General features: G+C 70.7%; 16 protein-coding genes and 1 pseudogene. 8 read left to right on the forward strand and 9 right to left on the reverse strand.

Annotation, left to right across the window (positions count from 1 at the left end):
* Positions 1–619: CbiQ family ECF transporter T component (locus CCN39_RS00610; RefSeq protein ID WP_279629552.1), on the reverse strand; the 619-nt coding region annotated here is incomplete at its 3' end.
* Positions 609–1232 carry an SCO2322-related protein gene (locus CCN39_RS00615; RefSeq protein WP_086837848.1) on the reverse strand — a complete coding sequence of 208 codons (624 nt, stop codon included), beginning with the start codon at positions 1230–1232 and terminating at the stop codon, positions 609–611. The genes CCN39_RS00610 and CCN39_RS00615, both read right to left, overlap by 11 nt.
* Positions 1233–1309: 77 nt before the next feature.
* Here CCN39_RS00615 and CCN39_RS00620 point away from each other — a divergent pair, with 77 nt between their 5' ends.
* From CCN39_RS00620 to CCN39_RS00630, 3 genes are all read left to right on the forward strand, one after another.
* Entirely contained in the window at positions 1310–2218 is a 909-nt protein-coding gene (locus tag CCN39_RS00620; RefSeq protein ID WP_086837849.1) for a Gfo/Idh/MocA family protein, read from the forward strand.
* Between the two features lie 269 nt (positions 2219–2487).
* On the forward strand, positions 2488–3150 hold the full coding sequence (locus CCN39_RS00625) for a VanZ family protein (protein ID WP_086837850.1): 663 nt from the start codon (positions 2488–2490) through the stop codon (positions 3148–3150).
* A gap of 174 nt (positions 3151–3324) precedes the next feature.
* Positions 3325–4071 (forward strand): GNAT family N-acetyltransferase, encoded by a 747-nt coding sequence (locus CCN39_RS00630; RefSeq protein ID WP_086837851.1) that lies wholly within the window; start codon positions 3325–3327, stop codon positions 4069–4071.
* Here the strand turns inward: CCN39_RS00630 and arfB are convergent.
* The 6 genes from arfB to CCN39_RS00660 form a co-directional block, all read right to left on the reverse strand.
* Entirely contained in the window at positions 4068–4484 is a 417-nt protein-coding gene (arfB, locus tag CCN39_RS00635) for an alternative ribosome rescue aminoacyl-tRNA hydrolase ArfB (RefSeq protein ID WP_086837852.1), read from the reverse strand. The genes CCN39_RS00630 and arfB overlap by 4 nt on opposite strands.
* A gap of 48 nt (positions 4485–4532) precedes the next feature.
* Positions 4533–5603 (reverse strand): phosphoribosylformylglycinamidine cyclo-ligase, encoded by a 1071-nt coding sequence (gene purM, locus CCN39_RS00640; protein WP_086837853.1) that lies wholly within the window; start codon positions 5601–5603, stop codon positions 4533–4535.
* A 28-nt stretch (positions 5604–5631) separates the two neighbouring features.
* Entirely contained in the window at positions 5632–7158 is a 1527-nt protein-coding gene (purF, locus tag CCN39_RS00645; protein ID WP_086837854.1) for an amidophosphoribosyltransferase, read from the reverse strand.
* A gap of 118 nt (positions 7159–7276) precedes the next feature.
* Positions 7277–7582, reverse strand: coding sequence for a hypothetical protein (locus tag CCN39_RS00650; RefSeq protein ID WP_086837855.1), 306 nt, complete (start codon positions 7580–7582; stop codon positions 7277–7279).
* A complete protein-coding gene (locus tag CCN39_RS00655; RefSeq protein ID WP_086837856.1) occupies positions 7569–7808 on the reverse strand; it encodes a DUF397 domain-containing protein in 240 nt (79 codons plus the stop codon). Before CCN39_RS00655 ends, CCN39_RS00650 begins: the two co-directional genes overlap by 14 nt.
* A 264-nt stretch (positions 7809–8072) precedes the next feature.
* Positions 8073–8951 (reverse strand): Sco1979 family transcriptional regulator, encoded by an 879-nt coding sequence (locus CCN39_RS00660; RefSeq protein WP_086837857.1) that lies wholly within the window; start codon positions 8949–8951, stop codon positions 8073–8075.
* 200 nt (positions 8952–9151) lie between these two features.
* Here CCN39_RS00660 and CCN39_RS00665 point away from each other — a divergent pair, with 200 nt between their 5' ends.
* Positions 9152–9949, forward strand: a complete 798-nt coding sequence (locus tag CCN39_RS00665; protein WP_167454937.1) for an SAM-dependent methyltransferase — start codon at positions 9152–9154, stop codon at positions 9947–9949.
* A 29-nt stretch (positions 9950–9978) separates the two neighbouring features.
* On the opposite strand, the gene CCN39_RS00670 is transcribed toward CCN39_RS00665, so the two are convergent.
* Complete coding sequence (locus CCN39_RS00670; protein ID WP_167454936.1) at positions 9979–10359, reverse strand: sterol carrier family protein; 381 nt, start codon at positions 10357–10359, stop codon at positions 9979–9981.
* Positions 10360–10415: 56 nt separating this feature from the next.
* Between CCN39_RS00670 and CCN39_RS00675 the strand changes: the two genes are divergently transcribed.
* The 4 genes and pseudogenes from CCN39_RS00675 to CCN39_RS00690 form a co-directional block, all read left to right on the forward strand.
* A complete protein-coding gene (locus tag CCN39_RS00675) occupies positions 10416–11120 on the forward strand; it encodes a type VII secretion system-associated protein (protein ID WP_086837860.1) in 705 nt (234 codons plus the stop codon).
* A gap of 114 nt (positions 11121–11234) precedes the next feature.
* Positions 11235–12035, forward strand: a complete 801-nt coding sequence (locus tag CCN39_RS00680) for a lysozyme (protein WP_086837861.1) — start codon at positions 11235–11237, stop codon at positions 12033–12035.
* A 192-nt stretch (positions 12036–12227) separates the two neighbouring features.
* A complete protein-coding gene (locus CCN39_RS00685; protein WP_086837862.1) occupies positions 12228–13097 on the forward strand; it encodes a lysozyme in 870 nt (289 codons plus the stop codon).
* Between the two features lie 176 nt (positions 13098–13273).
* Positions 13274–13664, forward strand: a pseudogene (locus tag CCN39_RS00690) (hypothetical protein); the annotation flags it as partial.

Here is a 13664-nt window from a genome sequence, read left to right on the forward strand (position 1 = left end):
CGGCCGCCAGCCGCAGGGACCGGTCCATCGCGTCCTCCAGCACCGGTACCACGATGCCCTTGACCGCCCGCAGCCCGCGCCCGGAGCCCGCCCGCAGCCGGCGGGCCCGCCGCACGCGCTGCACGCTCTCGACGAGCTGCGGGGCGACCGTCAACGCCACCGTCACCGCCGTGCCCACCTCGTACAACGCGCCCGGAACCGCCTTGAGCAGGCGTTTCGGGTTGGCCAGGGCGTTCGCCGCGCCGACGCAGACGACCATCGTCGCCAGCCGCAGGCCGTCGTAGAAGCCGCCGAGCAGCTCCTCCGCCGACGTCGGCCCGAACAGGGACAACCCGGCGGCGAGCGGGATCCGGGGCAGCGTGAACAGCACGTGCCCGCCGTCGTCGCCGCCGATCAGGATCCGGAACAGCACGCGTGAGGCGACGATCAGCGCGCCGACGTAGACGTACAGCCGGAACGCCAGCGCCCAGGGCGCGTCACTGCGCCGGTTCGCGACGACGAACCCGGCGACCGCGATGATCAGGCCGAGCAGCAGCGGGTTCGTCGTCCGGCTGGCGGCGACGGCCAGCGCGAGCGCCCAGGCCCACCAGGCGCCGGGGTGCAGCGCCCTACTGGGCACGCCGGCGCCGGGCGACGACGATCGCGGCGCCGCCGACCAGCACGATCACGGCCGCCCCGAGCACCAGGCCCCATGGGAACGACCCCTCGGCGGAGGGGGCGGGAGCGGGGGCCGGCGACGAAACCTGGCGCGCCGGCGGCACCCGCGGCGGCGTGGGCAGGTCGTTCGCCGACTTCGGTCGCGCGAAGGCCCAGCCCTCGAACCCGCCCGGGGCCGGCTTCGCCGTCTTGGCGCCTTCCTGGCTCGACGTCCAGCTGCTCCCGGCGGCGGCGTGCCAGTAGCTCCAGTACGCCGTCGCCGACGGCATGCCCGCGCAGGACTCGACGTCGGGGCCCGGCTGGCCGTTGATCCGGCAGGCCACCGCGAGGCCGTACTTCTGCGACCCGGCCACCTCGATCCCGGCCTCCTGCAGGGCGGCGATGCCGTTCGCGGGCGTGCCGGCAGCGCAGCGGATCAGCGGCTGCGGCCCGAGGTCGCCGAAGTCGACGACCACCGTCACGCCGCCGCCGTCCGGGCAGGCCCCGTCGGTGCCCGCCGCCGAAGCGGGGGCGGCGCCCACGAAGGCGGCGCCGAACAGGAGAGCGCAGACGACGGCGAAGCGGGAGGCGATCATGCAGGCACTTTAACCAGGCCGGTGCCCGCCGCAGGTGCGGTTCCGGAGCGACGCGGGACACACCTAGACTGCGGGCCGTGGGACAGCTCATCGCGGACGGACAGCTGCGCGTCGGCCTGATCGGCGCCGGCCCGTGGGCGACGACGATCCACGCGCCCGGACTGGCGGATCACCCCGGCACGGCGCTGACCGCGGTCTGGGCCCGGCGGCCGGAGGCGGCGCAAACGCTTGCGGAGACGCACTGCGCGGCCACCGCCGGCAGCGTCGAGGAGCTGTTCGAGCAGGTCGACGCGGTGGCGTTCGCCGTTCCGCCGTCGATCCAGGCCGAGCTGGGCGTCCGTGCCGCCGAGGCCGGGAAGCACCTGATCCTCGAGAAGCCGATCGCCGCCGACCTGGACGGCGCGCGCCGGCTGGCCGACGCGGTCGCGGCCGCCGACGTGGCCGCGCTCGTCGTGCTGACCTTGCGGTACTCCGCGCAGACGCAGGAGTGGCTCGCCGGCCTCGCGCAGGCGGGCGGCTGGGCGGGCGGCGGGGCCCGCTGGCTGTCCGGCGCGCTGCTCGGCGGCCAGTACGCCACCTCCGCATGGCGGCAGCACGACGGCGGCGCGCTGTACGACATCGGCCCGCACGCCCTCGACATGCTCGACGCCGCGCTCGGCCCGATCACCGAGGTGGTGGCTGCCCGGCAGAGCCCCGGCGACCTCTGGCACCTGATGCTGGCGCATGAGGGCGGCGTGATCAGCACGGCCACGCTCTCGCTGCGGCTGCCGGTTCAACCGACCGTCGTCGAGGTCGCGGTCTGGGGCCAGCACGGTTACCGGACGCTCGGGCGCAAACCGGGCTCGGCTCAGGAGTCCTACACCGCGCTGCTGGACGATTTCGCGGCGATGATCGCGAGCGGCACGACGGCGCACCCCTGCGACGTCCGGCGCGGCCTCCACCTGCAGGTGCTGCTGGAGCAGGCGCGCGAACTGGCCGCGAAGTAGTACACAGGGCGGTTTCACGGCCTTCCCTTGCGCCACAACGCTTTCACAGTTTTCCCCGGAATTCATCCACAGGGTTGTCCACAGCATCCACTGTGGACAGTGTGCCCCCTGACCGAACCACGCCCGAACAAACGGCGCCACCGGAAAGATCACCGAATAGTGCGGTCCGCTCGGAATGCCGAGTCGATCTTGTGATGCGAAGGTGATCTTGCTAGGGGTCGTTCATCTTTGCGCACCGAAGATCTTGAGGGGTTCGAGAAGGGAAGCGCATGGGAGCTCTGCTGCGCGCCTTCTGGGGGATGATTCCGATTTCGGCCATCGCGCTGCCGTACGCGCTGCTCGGCTGGCCACTGCTCGCGGCGAGGCGCCGCCGGAGAATGGCCGCCCGCCGCGCGAGCGCGACGGCCGCCGCCGACTGCGCCGCCACCCTCGTCGCCTTCCTGGTGTTTTGCCTGGTCACGATGCCTGTCGGCGGTTCCGCCGAGAGCACGCTGGACCTCGTGCCGGGCGCCGATGTCGCCGCCGCGCTCAGCAGCGGCGGATCACTCTGGCAGGTGATCGGCAACGTCCTGCTGCTCGGCCCGCTCGGCGCACTGCTCCCGCTGCGGATCCGCCGCCTGCGGGCGCTGCTCCGGGTCGCGCTGGCCGCGTTGATCGCGTCCGTGCTGGTGGAAGGTACGCAATATCTGATCCACACCGGGCGCGTGACGTCGGCCGACGACGTCCTGCTCAACACGGCGGGCGCGACGCTCGGCGCGGCACTGAGCCGCCGGGGCTGGCGCGCGCTGGACGTGACACCGCCGGTGCCGGTGCCGGTGGCGATCCCGCTGCCGCGCCGCACCATCTGCGAAGCTCCGACGCTCAGGCTGCGGGTGCCGAGATCGGTGTGGGACACGCGCTACGCGGCCATCGCGCATCCGGAACGCCAGTAAACCGGTTGCCGGCCGTGCGACCATGGCCGGGAAGAGCCGCTTCGAGTTCAAGGAATGACTGCCTATGCCTGGCGCCGTCTCCGGCGTCGGCCCCCGCTAGGCCGACGCCCAGCGACCAGCCCGCATGCCCGTTCCGGGGCTGCGGTTCCTTGACGTGCTCTTCGAAAGGCTCACATGTCCGCCATTCAGGCCTATGTCCGCACGACCGCGCCAACCGGCCGGGAGACCGAGCGGGTCGGCCCGTTCCTCGCCACCTACTCGCCGGGCACCCCGCACCCGATGCTCAACTACGCGATCCCGGACGACGGCGCGCAGCCGACGGCGGCCGAGATCGACGCGCTGACCGCGGCCTACCGGCGGCGGGACCTGCTCCCGCGGCTGGAGTACTTCACCGACATCGCTCCCGACCTGGAGAAACTGCTGGTCGAGGCGGGGTACGAGCTCGAACGGCGGGTGCCGCTGATGACGTGCGCGCCGGTCGAGCGGGTCGACAAGCCGACTCCGGCGGGGGTCCGGCTGCGCGTACCGGAGTCCGGCGAGGACTTCCGGCGCATGCGGTCGGCGCAGAACACGGCGTTCGGCGAACCCGCGGAGATCGGTGCCGAAGAGGTCGAACAGCTGCAGGCCGGCACCGGCGTGCGGCACCTCCTGGCGGAGGACGTCGTCTCCGGCACGGTGATCGGCGGCGGGCTCGCGCTCGAAATCGTCGACGGCACCACCGAGATCGCCGGGATCGCCGTGCTCGAGCCGTACCGCGGCCGCGGGATCGCGGCGGCGCTCACCGCGCACCTCACCCGCGCGGTCCACGAGGCCGGCGCGCACACGGCGTTCCTCACCCCCGGTGACCTGGGGATCGGCAACGTCTACGCCCGCGTCGGCTACCGGCCGGCCGGGGAGTGCGTGCACCTGTCACTGCCCTAGTCGTCGAAGCGGCCGGAGCGGCCTTTCTTCACGTCGCTCCGGCGCTTCTTCGACGCCAGGCGGCGTTCCTTCGAACCGCGGGACGGCTTCGTGGGGCGCCGCTTGGCGGGCGGCGGCGCCGACGCGTCGAGCAGCAGGTTCGCCAGCCGGCCGCGGGCGGCCTCGCGGTTCTGCAGCTGCGAGCGGTGTTCGCTGGCGGCGATCGTCAGGACGCCGTCGACCAGCCGCGAGCCGAGCCCGGTCAGCACCCGGTCACGCAGGTGCTCCGGGATCGACGGCGACGCGGCGACGTCGAAGGACAGCTCCACCCGCGAGTCCGTGGTGTTCACGCCTTGGCCGCCCGGGCCGGACGAGCGCGAAAAGCGCTCGCTCAACTCGGCTCCCGGGATCGTGAACCGGGAGCCGACCACCACGTCTTCGGCTGCCACACCTCAAGTGTGACAGCCGCGAGCAAGGGCGTTTCAGAACCTCGGGTGGTCGCCCGAGAGCACCGCGCGCGGGCCGTCGACGTCTTCGGCGGGCTGGACGTCGCCGAGCACCCACGCCGGGACGTGCCGCGCGGTCAGCATGGCCAGCGCCCGGTCGACGTCCTCGGCGCCGACGATCGCGACCATGCCGACACCCATGTTGAACGTCTTCTCCAGCTCGGCCCGCTCGACCTTGCCGCGCTGGCCGATCAGCGCGAACACCGGCGCCGGCGTCCAGGTGCCGCGGTCGAGCCGGGCGACCAGGCCGCGCGGCATGACGCGGGCGAGGTTGGCCTCCAGGCCACCGCCGGTGATGTGCGCGAACGTCCGGACCTCGGTCTCGGCGGCGAGCGCCAGGCAGTCCTTCGCGTAGATCCGCGTCGGCTCCAGCATCTCCTCGCCGAGGGTGCGGCCGAACTCCTCGACGTGCCCGCCGAGCGGCATCCGGGCGATGTCCAGCAGGACGTGCCGGGCCAGCGAGTAGCCGTTGGAGTGCAGGCCCGACGAGCCGAGGGCCAGCACGACGTCACCCGGGCGGACCTTCTCCGGCGAGAGCAGCTGGGACGCCTCGACCACGCCGACGCCGGTGGCCGACATGTCGTAGTCGTGCTCGCCCATCAGCCCCGGGTGCTCGGCGGTCTCGCCGCCGAGCAGCGCGCAGCCGGCCCGGACGCAGCCCTCGGCGATGCCGCCGACCAGCGCGGCGATCTTCTCCGGGTGCACCTTGCCGACGGCGATGTAGTCCTGCAGGAACAGCGGCTCGGCGCCGGTCACGACCAGGTCGTCGACCACCATGGCGACCAGGTCGATGCCGACCGTGTCGTGCTTGTCGAGGGCCTGCGCGACCGCGATCTTCGTGCCGACGCCGTCGGTCGAGGACGCGAGCACCGGCTCCTTCCACTTGTCCAGCTTCAGGGAGAAGAGCCCGGCGAAACCGCCGACGCCACCCATGACCTCGGGCCGCGTCGCCCGCTCGGCGTGCGGCTTGAGCAGCTCGACGGCTTCGTCGCCGGCCTCGATGCTGACGCCGGCGGCGGCGTACGTGGCGCTCGTGGACTCGCTCACGGTGGACGGACTCCCTACTGGAAGGAACTCAGGGACGCCGGACGGCGTCTTCGGCACCGTACCCGGCGGGGCTGACGGGGGTTGCCGCGCCATTGACCGCGTCGAGGCTTTCGAGCAGGTGTTTCCCGATCAGCGCGTCCTCCGGCAGCGGGATCGGGTACTCGCCCGAGAAGCACGCCGTGCACAGCCGCGTCTTCGGCTGTTCCGTCGCCGCGACCAGGCCGTCCAGGGAAATGTAGCCCAGCGAGTCGGCTCCGATCGAGCGGCGGATGCCGTCGGTGTCGACGCCGTTCGCGACCAGCTCGGCCCGCGACGCGAAGTCGATGCCGTAGAAGCACGGCCAGCGCACGGGCGGTGACGCGATCCGGACGTGCACCTCGAGCGCGCCGGCCTCCCGCAGCATGCGGACGAGCGCGCGCTGGGTGTTGCCGCGGACGATCGAGTCGTCCACCACGACCAGGCGCTTGCCGCGGATGACGTCGCGCAGCGGGTTCAGCTTGAGCCGGATGCCCAGCTGGCGGATGGTCTGCGACGGCTGGATGAACGTGCGCCCGACGTAGGCGTTCTTCACCAGGCCGGTGCCGTAGGGGATGCCGGAGCCCTGCGCGTAGCCGATCGCGGCCGGCGTGCCCGACTCCGGCACCGGCATCACCAGGTCGGCCTCGACCGGCTGCTCGGACGCGAGGCGGCGGCCGATCTCGACGCGGGTGGCGTGCACGCCGCGGCCGGCGATCGTGGTGTCGGGGCGGGCGAGGTAGACGTACTCGAAGACGCAGCCCTTGGGGTCCGGGTTCGCGAACCGGGAGGACCGCAGGCCCTCGGCGTCGATGGCGATCAGCTCGCCCGGTTCGACCTCGCGGACGAACGACGCGCCGACGATGTCCAGGCCCGCCGTCTCGCTCGAGACGACCCAGCCGCGCTCGAGCCGGCCGAGCACCAGCGGGTGCACGCCGTGCGGGTCACGCGCCGCGTAGAGCGTGCCCTCGTCGGAGAACACCAGGCAGAAGGCGCCCTTGAGGGTGGGCAGCAGCTCCATGGCCGCGGCCTCGATGCCCTTGTCGGCGGCGTTCGCCGCGAGCAGGCCGCAGATCAGGTCGGAGTCGCTGGACGAGCCGGTCAGGCCCGCGTGCGGCTTGAGCCCGGCGGCGATGGTGCGTTCGCGCAGCTCCGCCGTGTTGACCAGGTTGCCGTTGTGCGCGAACGAGATGCCGCTGCCGGTCTCGGTGGTGCGGAAGATCGGCTGGGCGTTCTCCCAGACGTCGGCGCCGGTGGTCGAGTACCGGCAGTGGCCGACGGCGATGTGGCCCTGCAGCGACTGCAGGATCTGCTCGTCGAACACCTGGCTGACCAGGCCGAGGTCCTTGAAGACCACGATCTGCGAGCCATCGGAGACGGAGATGCCGGCCGCCTCCTGGCCCCGGTGCTGCAGGGCGTAGAGGCCGTAGTAGGTCAGCTTCGCGACTTCTTCCCCGGGAGCCCAGACGCCGAAGACGCCACACTCCTCGCGGGGTTCCGGTTCGGGCTGGTCGGACACGAGCTGCGGGTCGGAAACCACCGAGGAGCTCCTGGGAAGACGTGGTCAGGCCGATTTCAGTGTAGACGGTGCAGACATGAGCGAAGCCCCGCCCGGCGTGGCACTGACCACTTCGGACGGGGCCTGCAAGCCTGCACGTCTAGCACGCATCCGGCAGCGCGAGGATCTCCGTCAGCACCTGCGCACCTTCCCCGCGGCGGCGCCACAGCCACCGCTCCGGCTCGAAGATGTTCTCCTCGGAGCCGGGCATCCTGGTCGCCACGACGTCGTCCTCGGCGTTGAGCCGGACCACGTCCACCACGTCGTCGTGCACCCGCACGCCGACGACCGCGAGGACCTCACCGCGTTCGTCGGCGGGGTGGACGAACTGGTAGCCGCGGGCCACCAGTTCCTGCAGTCCGGTTTCGATGTCCGAGACGGGGGCGACGGCCTCAGCCGAGGACATCGTCGAATTCACCGTCCTTCGCGCCCGCCAGGAACGCCGCCATCTCGGCCCGGGTGTACACGAGCGCCGGGCCGGTCGGGAACCGCGAGTTGCGCATCGCGATCTCCCCGTTGGACAGCGGCGCCACCTCGACGCAGTTGCCGTTGAAGTTGCTGTAGCTCGCCTTGCGCCATTCGACACCGGTCAGCCGATCAGCCGGGACGCCGTTCTCGAATCGCTCAGCCATGATCCCACCTCTCGAAGCAGAAAAGCCTTCCGGACGATGCATCTGCATGTGCATTTGCCCGCGTATCCGAGGCTAGCACGTGTGCCTGCAGCGGTAAATGCACGTGCAGAATTTCTTGCAAAGTTCTCGGACGGTAAAGAATTAGCCGGTCGGCGTTACCCTGTCAGGTGATAGGAACTCGCCCTAATGGGTTAACCGCTACGCCAAGTTACCGGTCGCCGGACGGCCGCCGGCACCGCCGAATCGGGTACGGGCCAGGGTTTTCTAGATCTCCTGGCGGCGCTTCGCGAGCATCGCCCGGCTGCGCTCCGGAGTCTCCGCGTCGACCGCCAGCATGTCCAGCGCGCGGCTGTACTTTTCGATCTCTTCGCGCTTCTCGATGTAGTGCGCGCCGGTCAGGTACTCGACGTAGGCGATGTTCGGCAGCTCCGGCTCACCGAATCGCAACAGCGAAAAGGCGTGTTCCGCCGACAACCCGCTGCTCGCGTACGGCAGCACCTGGACCGACACGTGCGGCAACGCGCTCATCTCGAGCAGGAATTCGATCTGCTGCTTGAGCACCTTCGGGCCCCCGATCGGGCGGTGCAGCACCGACTCGTCGAGCACCATCCACACGCGGGGCGCGTCCGGCCTGCTGAACATCTTCTGCCGCCGCATCCGCAGCGCGACCAGCTGGTCGACCCGCTCGTCGGCCATCTCCGGACGGCCGTGGCTGAAGATCGCCCGCGCGTACGGCTCGACCTGCAGGAGGCCCGACACGTAGACCGGCTCCCAGATCTGGATTCGCGCGGCGGCTTCTTCGAGACCGACGAGGTCGGTGAACCAGTTCGGCATGGTGTCGCCGAAGCGCCGCCACCAGCCCGGCTCGTTCGATTGCTTGACCATGTCGAGGAACGCCTTGCGCTCCGTCGGGTCGTCGACGCCGTACATCGTCAGCAGGTCGGTGACGTCGCGTTCCTTGAAGCCGACCCGGCCCAGCTCCAGCCGGCTGATCTTCGACTCGGACCCGCGGATGTTGTAACCGGCCTGCTGACGGGTGATGCCGGCCTCTTCGCGGAGCCGGCGCAGCTGCGACCCCAGGATCATGCGGCGCGCCGTCGGGCCGATGTTCTGTTCACCTGCGGACGCGTTCACCGCGTTCATTCCCGGCCCTTCCGCGCTCACGTCACCAGGGGGTTCTAGCCCGACTACCGAAAGTACACGTTGGGCCGTCCTGCGCAAAGAGGTGACCCGGTTTACCGCATGCGTGTGGAGTCCTACTCTACGTAGAGTACGAGACTTTCGACACAGAACTTGCGAGGTTCAAGATGCCCGACGCCGCGACCCGCACCGAACGAGTTCCCGTGGGGGTCGACCCGACCCGAGCAAGCATCGCGCGCGTGTACGACGCCTTCCTGCTCGGGAAGGACAACTACGAGATCGACCGGGAGGTCCTGCACAAGGTGCAGAAGGCCGCCCCGGAGGCGCAGGACCTCGCGTTCGAAAACCGCGGCTTCCTGATCCGCGCCTGCCGCTTCCTCGCCAGCCAGACCGGCATCACCCAGTTCCTCGACTGCGGCTCCGGCCTGCCGACCGCCGAGAACACCCACCAGGTCGTCCAGCGGATCAACCCGGAGATCAAGGTCGTCTACGTCGACAACGACCCGGTGGTGCTGGCCCACGGCCGCGCCCTCCTCGAAGAGAACGAGAACACCCACTTCGTCGCCGAGGACATCTTCGAACCGCAGCGGATCCTCGAGCACGAGGTCGTCCGGCAGCACATCGACTTCTCGCAGCCGGTCGCGTTCCTCCAGCTGGGCACGCTGCACCACTTCAACGGCTCGGCCGAACGGCCGGCGGAGATCATGAAGGAGTACGTCGCCGCGCTGCCGTCCGGCTCGTTCGTGGCGATCTCGCACTTCTTCGACCCGGAGAACGAGGACTCCGCGACCGCCCGCAAGATGGAGGACTTCTTCCTGCACAGCCCGATGGGCTCGGGCACCTTCCGGACGCAGAAGCAGATCGAGGACCTGTTCGCCGGTCTCGAAATGGTGCCCCCGGGCGTGGTCCGCTGCGCCGACTGGTGGCCGGACGGCCCGCGGCTCAAGGACCTCAACGTGGCCCAGCGGACCATCGCGGGCGGGATAGGCCGCAAGCCGTAAGCACCACCGGTCCCCACCGGCACAGCCCTTCAGACACGCAGCAGCGGGAGCCAGTGCGACAGGTCGGCCCGCGAGCCCGACGCGGAGACCCGGCCGTCGGTCACGGCCGTGGTCCAGTCCAGTCGCCCGGTGGCCAGCTCGAGCCACGTGCGCGGGTCGGTCTCGATCACGTTCGGCGGGGTGCCGCGCGTGTGCCGCGGCCCCTCCACGCACTGCACCGCGGCGAAGGGCGGCACCCGCACCTCGACCGTCCGGCCCGGTGCGTCGGCCGCCAGCGCGCGCAGGGACAGGCGCACCGCCGCGGCCAGCTCCGGGCGCGCCGGATCGGGCGCATCGCCCTGCAACCACGGGGAAATCGCCAGCACCGCCGCACGTAACTGTCCGGGGTCGACCGAACGCGAAGAGGCCATGGGCAAACAGTAGAGTGGCGCACCAAGACTTGGCAGGCACACCCGAGAACATGGGGATGACGATGGCGCAGCGGGACGAGGCGGATCGGATGGTTTCGCAGCAGCCCACCGGAAGCGGAGCCGATCGCCCCGGCAGGCACGGCAAGCACAACCGGGCCGCGCGGCGCGAAGGCCAGCAGGCACGCCGCACCGGCAAGCACGGCACGCCCGAGATCACCGCGGAGATGCGCGCGAACGCTCGCGCCAACCCGAACAGCTGGCTCTACGTCATCGACGAGGCCTTCGACCCGAACGGCCCGGTGCCGTCGTGGGCGGTCGTCGGCGCGTACCCGGTGAACGGTGCCGGCGACGTCGTCGCCGACTTCCACCCCAACGACCGGTACCGGCCCTCGCCCAAGGCGCTCGGCTTCCCGGACCCGGCCAACGACCTCGAGCACCTGCTGCAGCTGGTCCGCACCGAGCACCGCCCGCCGTCGGACCTGCCGAAGGTCGTCCTCGACGCGACGCTGTTCGTCTACGCGATGTCGCCGGTGCAGCGGACCGTGATCGGCTTCCACAACGCCGACGGCCGGGTCATGGTGCCCGCCTACACCCGCAAGTCGCTGGTGCCGCGCGAGTGGCCGCACGCGCGGGCCGTGGTCGGCCGCGACATCGTCGACCTGCTCGGCGGGCACCCGGTCGCGATCAACCCGCACGACCTCATCACGGCGGTCGTGCCGGCCGAGCACCTGCTGAAGGCCATCGCCGACGAGCGGCGCTGAGCGACGCTGACCTGCGGGTCCCACCCCATCGAGTGATCATCGACTCGCCGATCCGGCGACGCCGGTGCATGGTGAGACTGAAGAAGTCTCACGAGATCGGTGGGGAGCAAGAGGGTGAAACGACGTTCGCTGCCCTTCGCCGCCGTCCTCACGTCCGTCCTGCTCGTGGCCGGGCAGGCGCCGGCGAAGGCCGCCGACCCCTACGCGGGTGCGGAGGACCACTACGCGGGTTCGCAGATCGCCGAGGTCGAGGGCGTCGGCGAAGCTCCCGACGTGCTGTACGGCGGAGCGGACCAGCAGCTCGGGCACGACGTCAGCGGGCACCAGGGCCCGGTCGACTGGGCCGGCGCCGCGGGGGCGGGCGCCAAGTTCGTCTACGTCAAGGCGACCGAGGGCACCGGCTTCGTGAACCCGCAGTTCGCGCAGCAGTACAACGGCTCGTACCAGGCGGGCCTGATCCGCGGCGCCTACCACTTCGCGCGGCCGGACATCTCCGACGGCGCGTCGCAGGCGCGGTACTTCCTGGCCCACGGCGGCGGCTGGTCGAAGGACGGCAAGACCCTGCCCGGCGCGCTCGACGCGGAGTACAACCCCTACGGCGAAACGTGTTACGGCAAGGACGCCGCGGGCATGGTCGCCTGGATCCGCGCCTTCTCCGACGCCTACCGCGCGGCGACCGGCCGCTCCCCGACGATCTACACGTCGACGAACTGGTGGAAGCGGTGCACCGCGAACAACGGCGGGTTCGGCGACAGCCCGCTCTGGATCGCGCGCTACAACACCTTCATCGGCGAGCTGCCGTCCGGCTGGAGCACGCACACGATCTGGCAGTTCGCCGACCGCGGCACCCTGCCCGGCGACCAGAACTGGTTCAACGGCTCGGCGGACCGGCTGCTGGCCCTGGCGCTCGGCTGAACGGCGCAACTGTCCAATAATAGGTGTTAACTCGTCACCAATTAACGATCTTCTTCCCGGGAAAATCACCCACACGTATACCCAATTTCACGGAACTGAGTGACAAACGCCACTTCGTCCTCAACAATCGTGCTCGGGCGGCTACCTGCAGTAAGTCGTCCATCGCGAGGGTTTCCGTGAAGGGATTCAACGATGTCCACCTCCCGAAGAGGGCGGCTGTTCGCTGCCCTGGTCGTCCCGGCCACGCTGCTCCTGCTCGGCAGCACGGCGCAGGCGACGACCTTCTCCCCCGAAGTCGACCCCGTGGCCGCGATCAACGCGGACATCGCACAGAACAACCACGAACTGGGGTCGCAGATCCGGCGCGTCGAAGGCGACAAGTCGACTCCGGAATCGCAGCAGGCGGCGCAGCAGCCGCAACCCGGCCAGGCCATCCCCGGCCAGGTGCTGGCCACCGTGGCCGGCATGGACGTCGCCAGCTACCAAGGCAACGTCGACTGGGCGAACTGGTGGAACCAGGGCAAGCGGTTCGTCTGGACCAAGGCCACGGAGAGCACCAACTACACCAACCCGTACTTCGCCCAGCAGTACAACGGCTCCTACAACCAGGGCTTCATCCGCGGCGCCTACCACTTCGCCACCCCGAACACCTCGAGCGGCGCGGCCCAGGCCCGGTACTTCGTCGCCCACGGCGGCGGCTGGTCCAAGGACGGCAAGACCCTGCCCGGCGCGCTGGACATGGAGTACAACCCGTACGGCGCCACCTGCTACGGGCTGAGCAAGGCGGGGATGACGTCGTGGATCCTCGACTTCCACGACACCTACCACGCCCTGACCGGCCGGTACCCGGTGATCTACACGTCGGCGAGCTGGTGGGGCAGCTGCGTGAGCGGTGACTTCTCCAGCACGGCCCCGCTGTGGGTCGCGCGGTACGCGTCGTCGGTCGGCACCCTGCCCTACAACTGGGGCTTCTACACCGTCTGGCAGTACACCTCGAGCCCGCTCGACCAGGACACCTTCAACGGTGCCTACGACCGGCTCCAGGCCCTCGCCAACGGCTGACCCACCCCCCGCCCGGCTCCTGGATCGTGACGGCTTCGCGTCGTCACGATCCAGGAGCCGGTTTCATGCCGTACCGTCCGAGCTTGCAGAATGCTGCAGCCACGTCCCTGGGGGAACCGCACGCCGCCACCGGACGTCGGAAGCGCACGAAGACCAGCGCCCGGAAGGCATGACAGATGACCTACCCGCCTCAGCCGGGCCAGCCCGGCCAGCCCGACCCGTACGGCCAGCCCAACCCGTACGGTCAGCAGCCACCGTCCGGCGGCTTCCCGCAGCAGGGTGGGTGGGACCCCAACCAGCAGCAACAGCCGTACCCGACGCAGCAGTACCCGCAGGGCTGGGACCCCGGCCAGCAGCAGGGCTACCCGCCGGCGTCGGGCGGTTTCCCGGCCAACCCGCAGCCGGGCTGGGGTGACCCGTACGCACAACAGCAGCAGTCGGCGTGGGCGGATCCGAACGCGCAGCAGTACGGCCAGCAGGCCTGGGACCCGAACGCGGCCGGCCAGGTGTCCGGCTGGGACCCGGCGACCGGCGGCTACTCGCAGGGCTTCGGCGGGCCGCCCGCGC

It is taken from the genome of Amycolatopsis kentuckyensis (genome assembly GCF_002155975.1).
Taxonomy (GTDB): domain Bacteria; phylum Actinomycetota; class Actinomycetes; order Mycobacteriales; family Pseudonocardiaceae; genus Amycolatopsis; species Amycolatopsis kentuckyensis.

Excerpts from the sequence above, each read along its gene's own strand:
- CCN39_RS00670 (WP_167454936.1), bottom strand. The coding sequence starts at position 10,359 with ATGGCCTCTTCGCGTTCGGTCGACCCCGGACAGTTACGTGCGGCGGTG.
- CCN39_RS00625 (WP_086837850.1), top strand. The coding sequence starts at position 2,488 with ATGGGAGCTCTGCTGCGCGCCTTCTGGGGGATGATTCCGATTTCGGCC.
- CCN39_RS00650 (WP_086837855.1), bottom strand. The coding sequence starts at position 7,582 with ATGTCCTCGGCTGAGGCCGTCGCCCCCGTCTCGGACATCGAAACCGGA.
- CCN39_RS00655 (WP_086837856.1), bottom strand. The coding sequence starts at position 7,808 with ATGGCTGAGCGATTCGAGAACGGCGTCCCGGCTGATCGGCTGACCGGT.
- CCN39_RS00675 (WP_086837860.1), top strand. The coding sequence starts at position 10,416 with ATGACGATGGCGCAGCGGGACGAGGCGGATCGGATGGTTTCGCAGCAG.
- CCN39_RS00630 (WP_086837851.1), top strand. The coding sequence starts at position 3,325 with ATGTCCGCCATTCAGGCCTATGTCCGCACGACCGCGCCAACCGGCCGG.
- CCN39_RS00615 (WP_086837848.1), bottom strand. The coding sequence starts at position 1,232 with ATGATCGCCTCCCGCTTCGCCGTCGTCTGCGCTCTCCTGTTCGGCGCC.
- CCN39_RS00660 (WP_086837857.1), bottom strand. The coding sequence starts at position 8,951 with ATGAACGCGGTGAACGCGTCCGCAGGTGAACAGAACATCGGCCCGACG.
- CCN39_RS00685 (WP_086837862.1), top strand. The coding sequence starts at position 12,228 with ATGTCCACCTCCCGAAGAGGGCGGCTGTTCGCTGCCCTGGTCGTCCCG.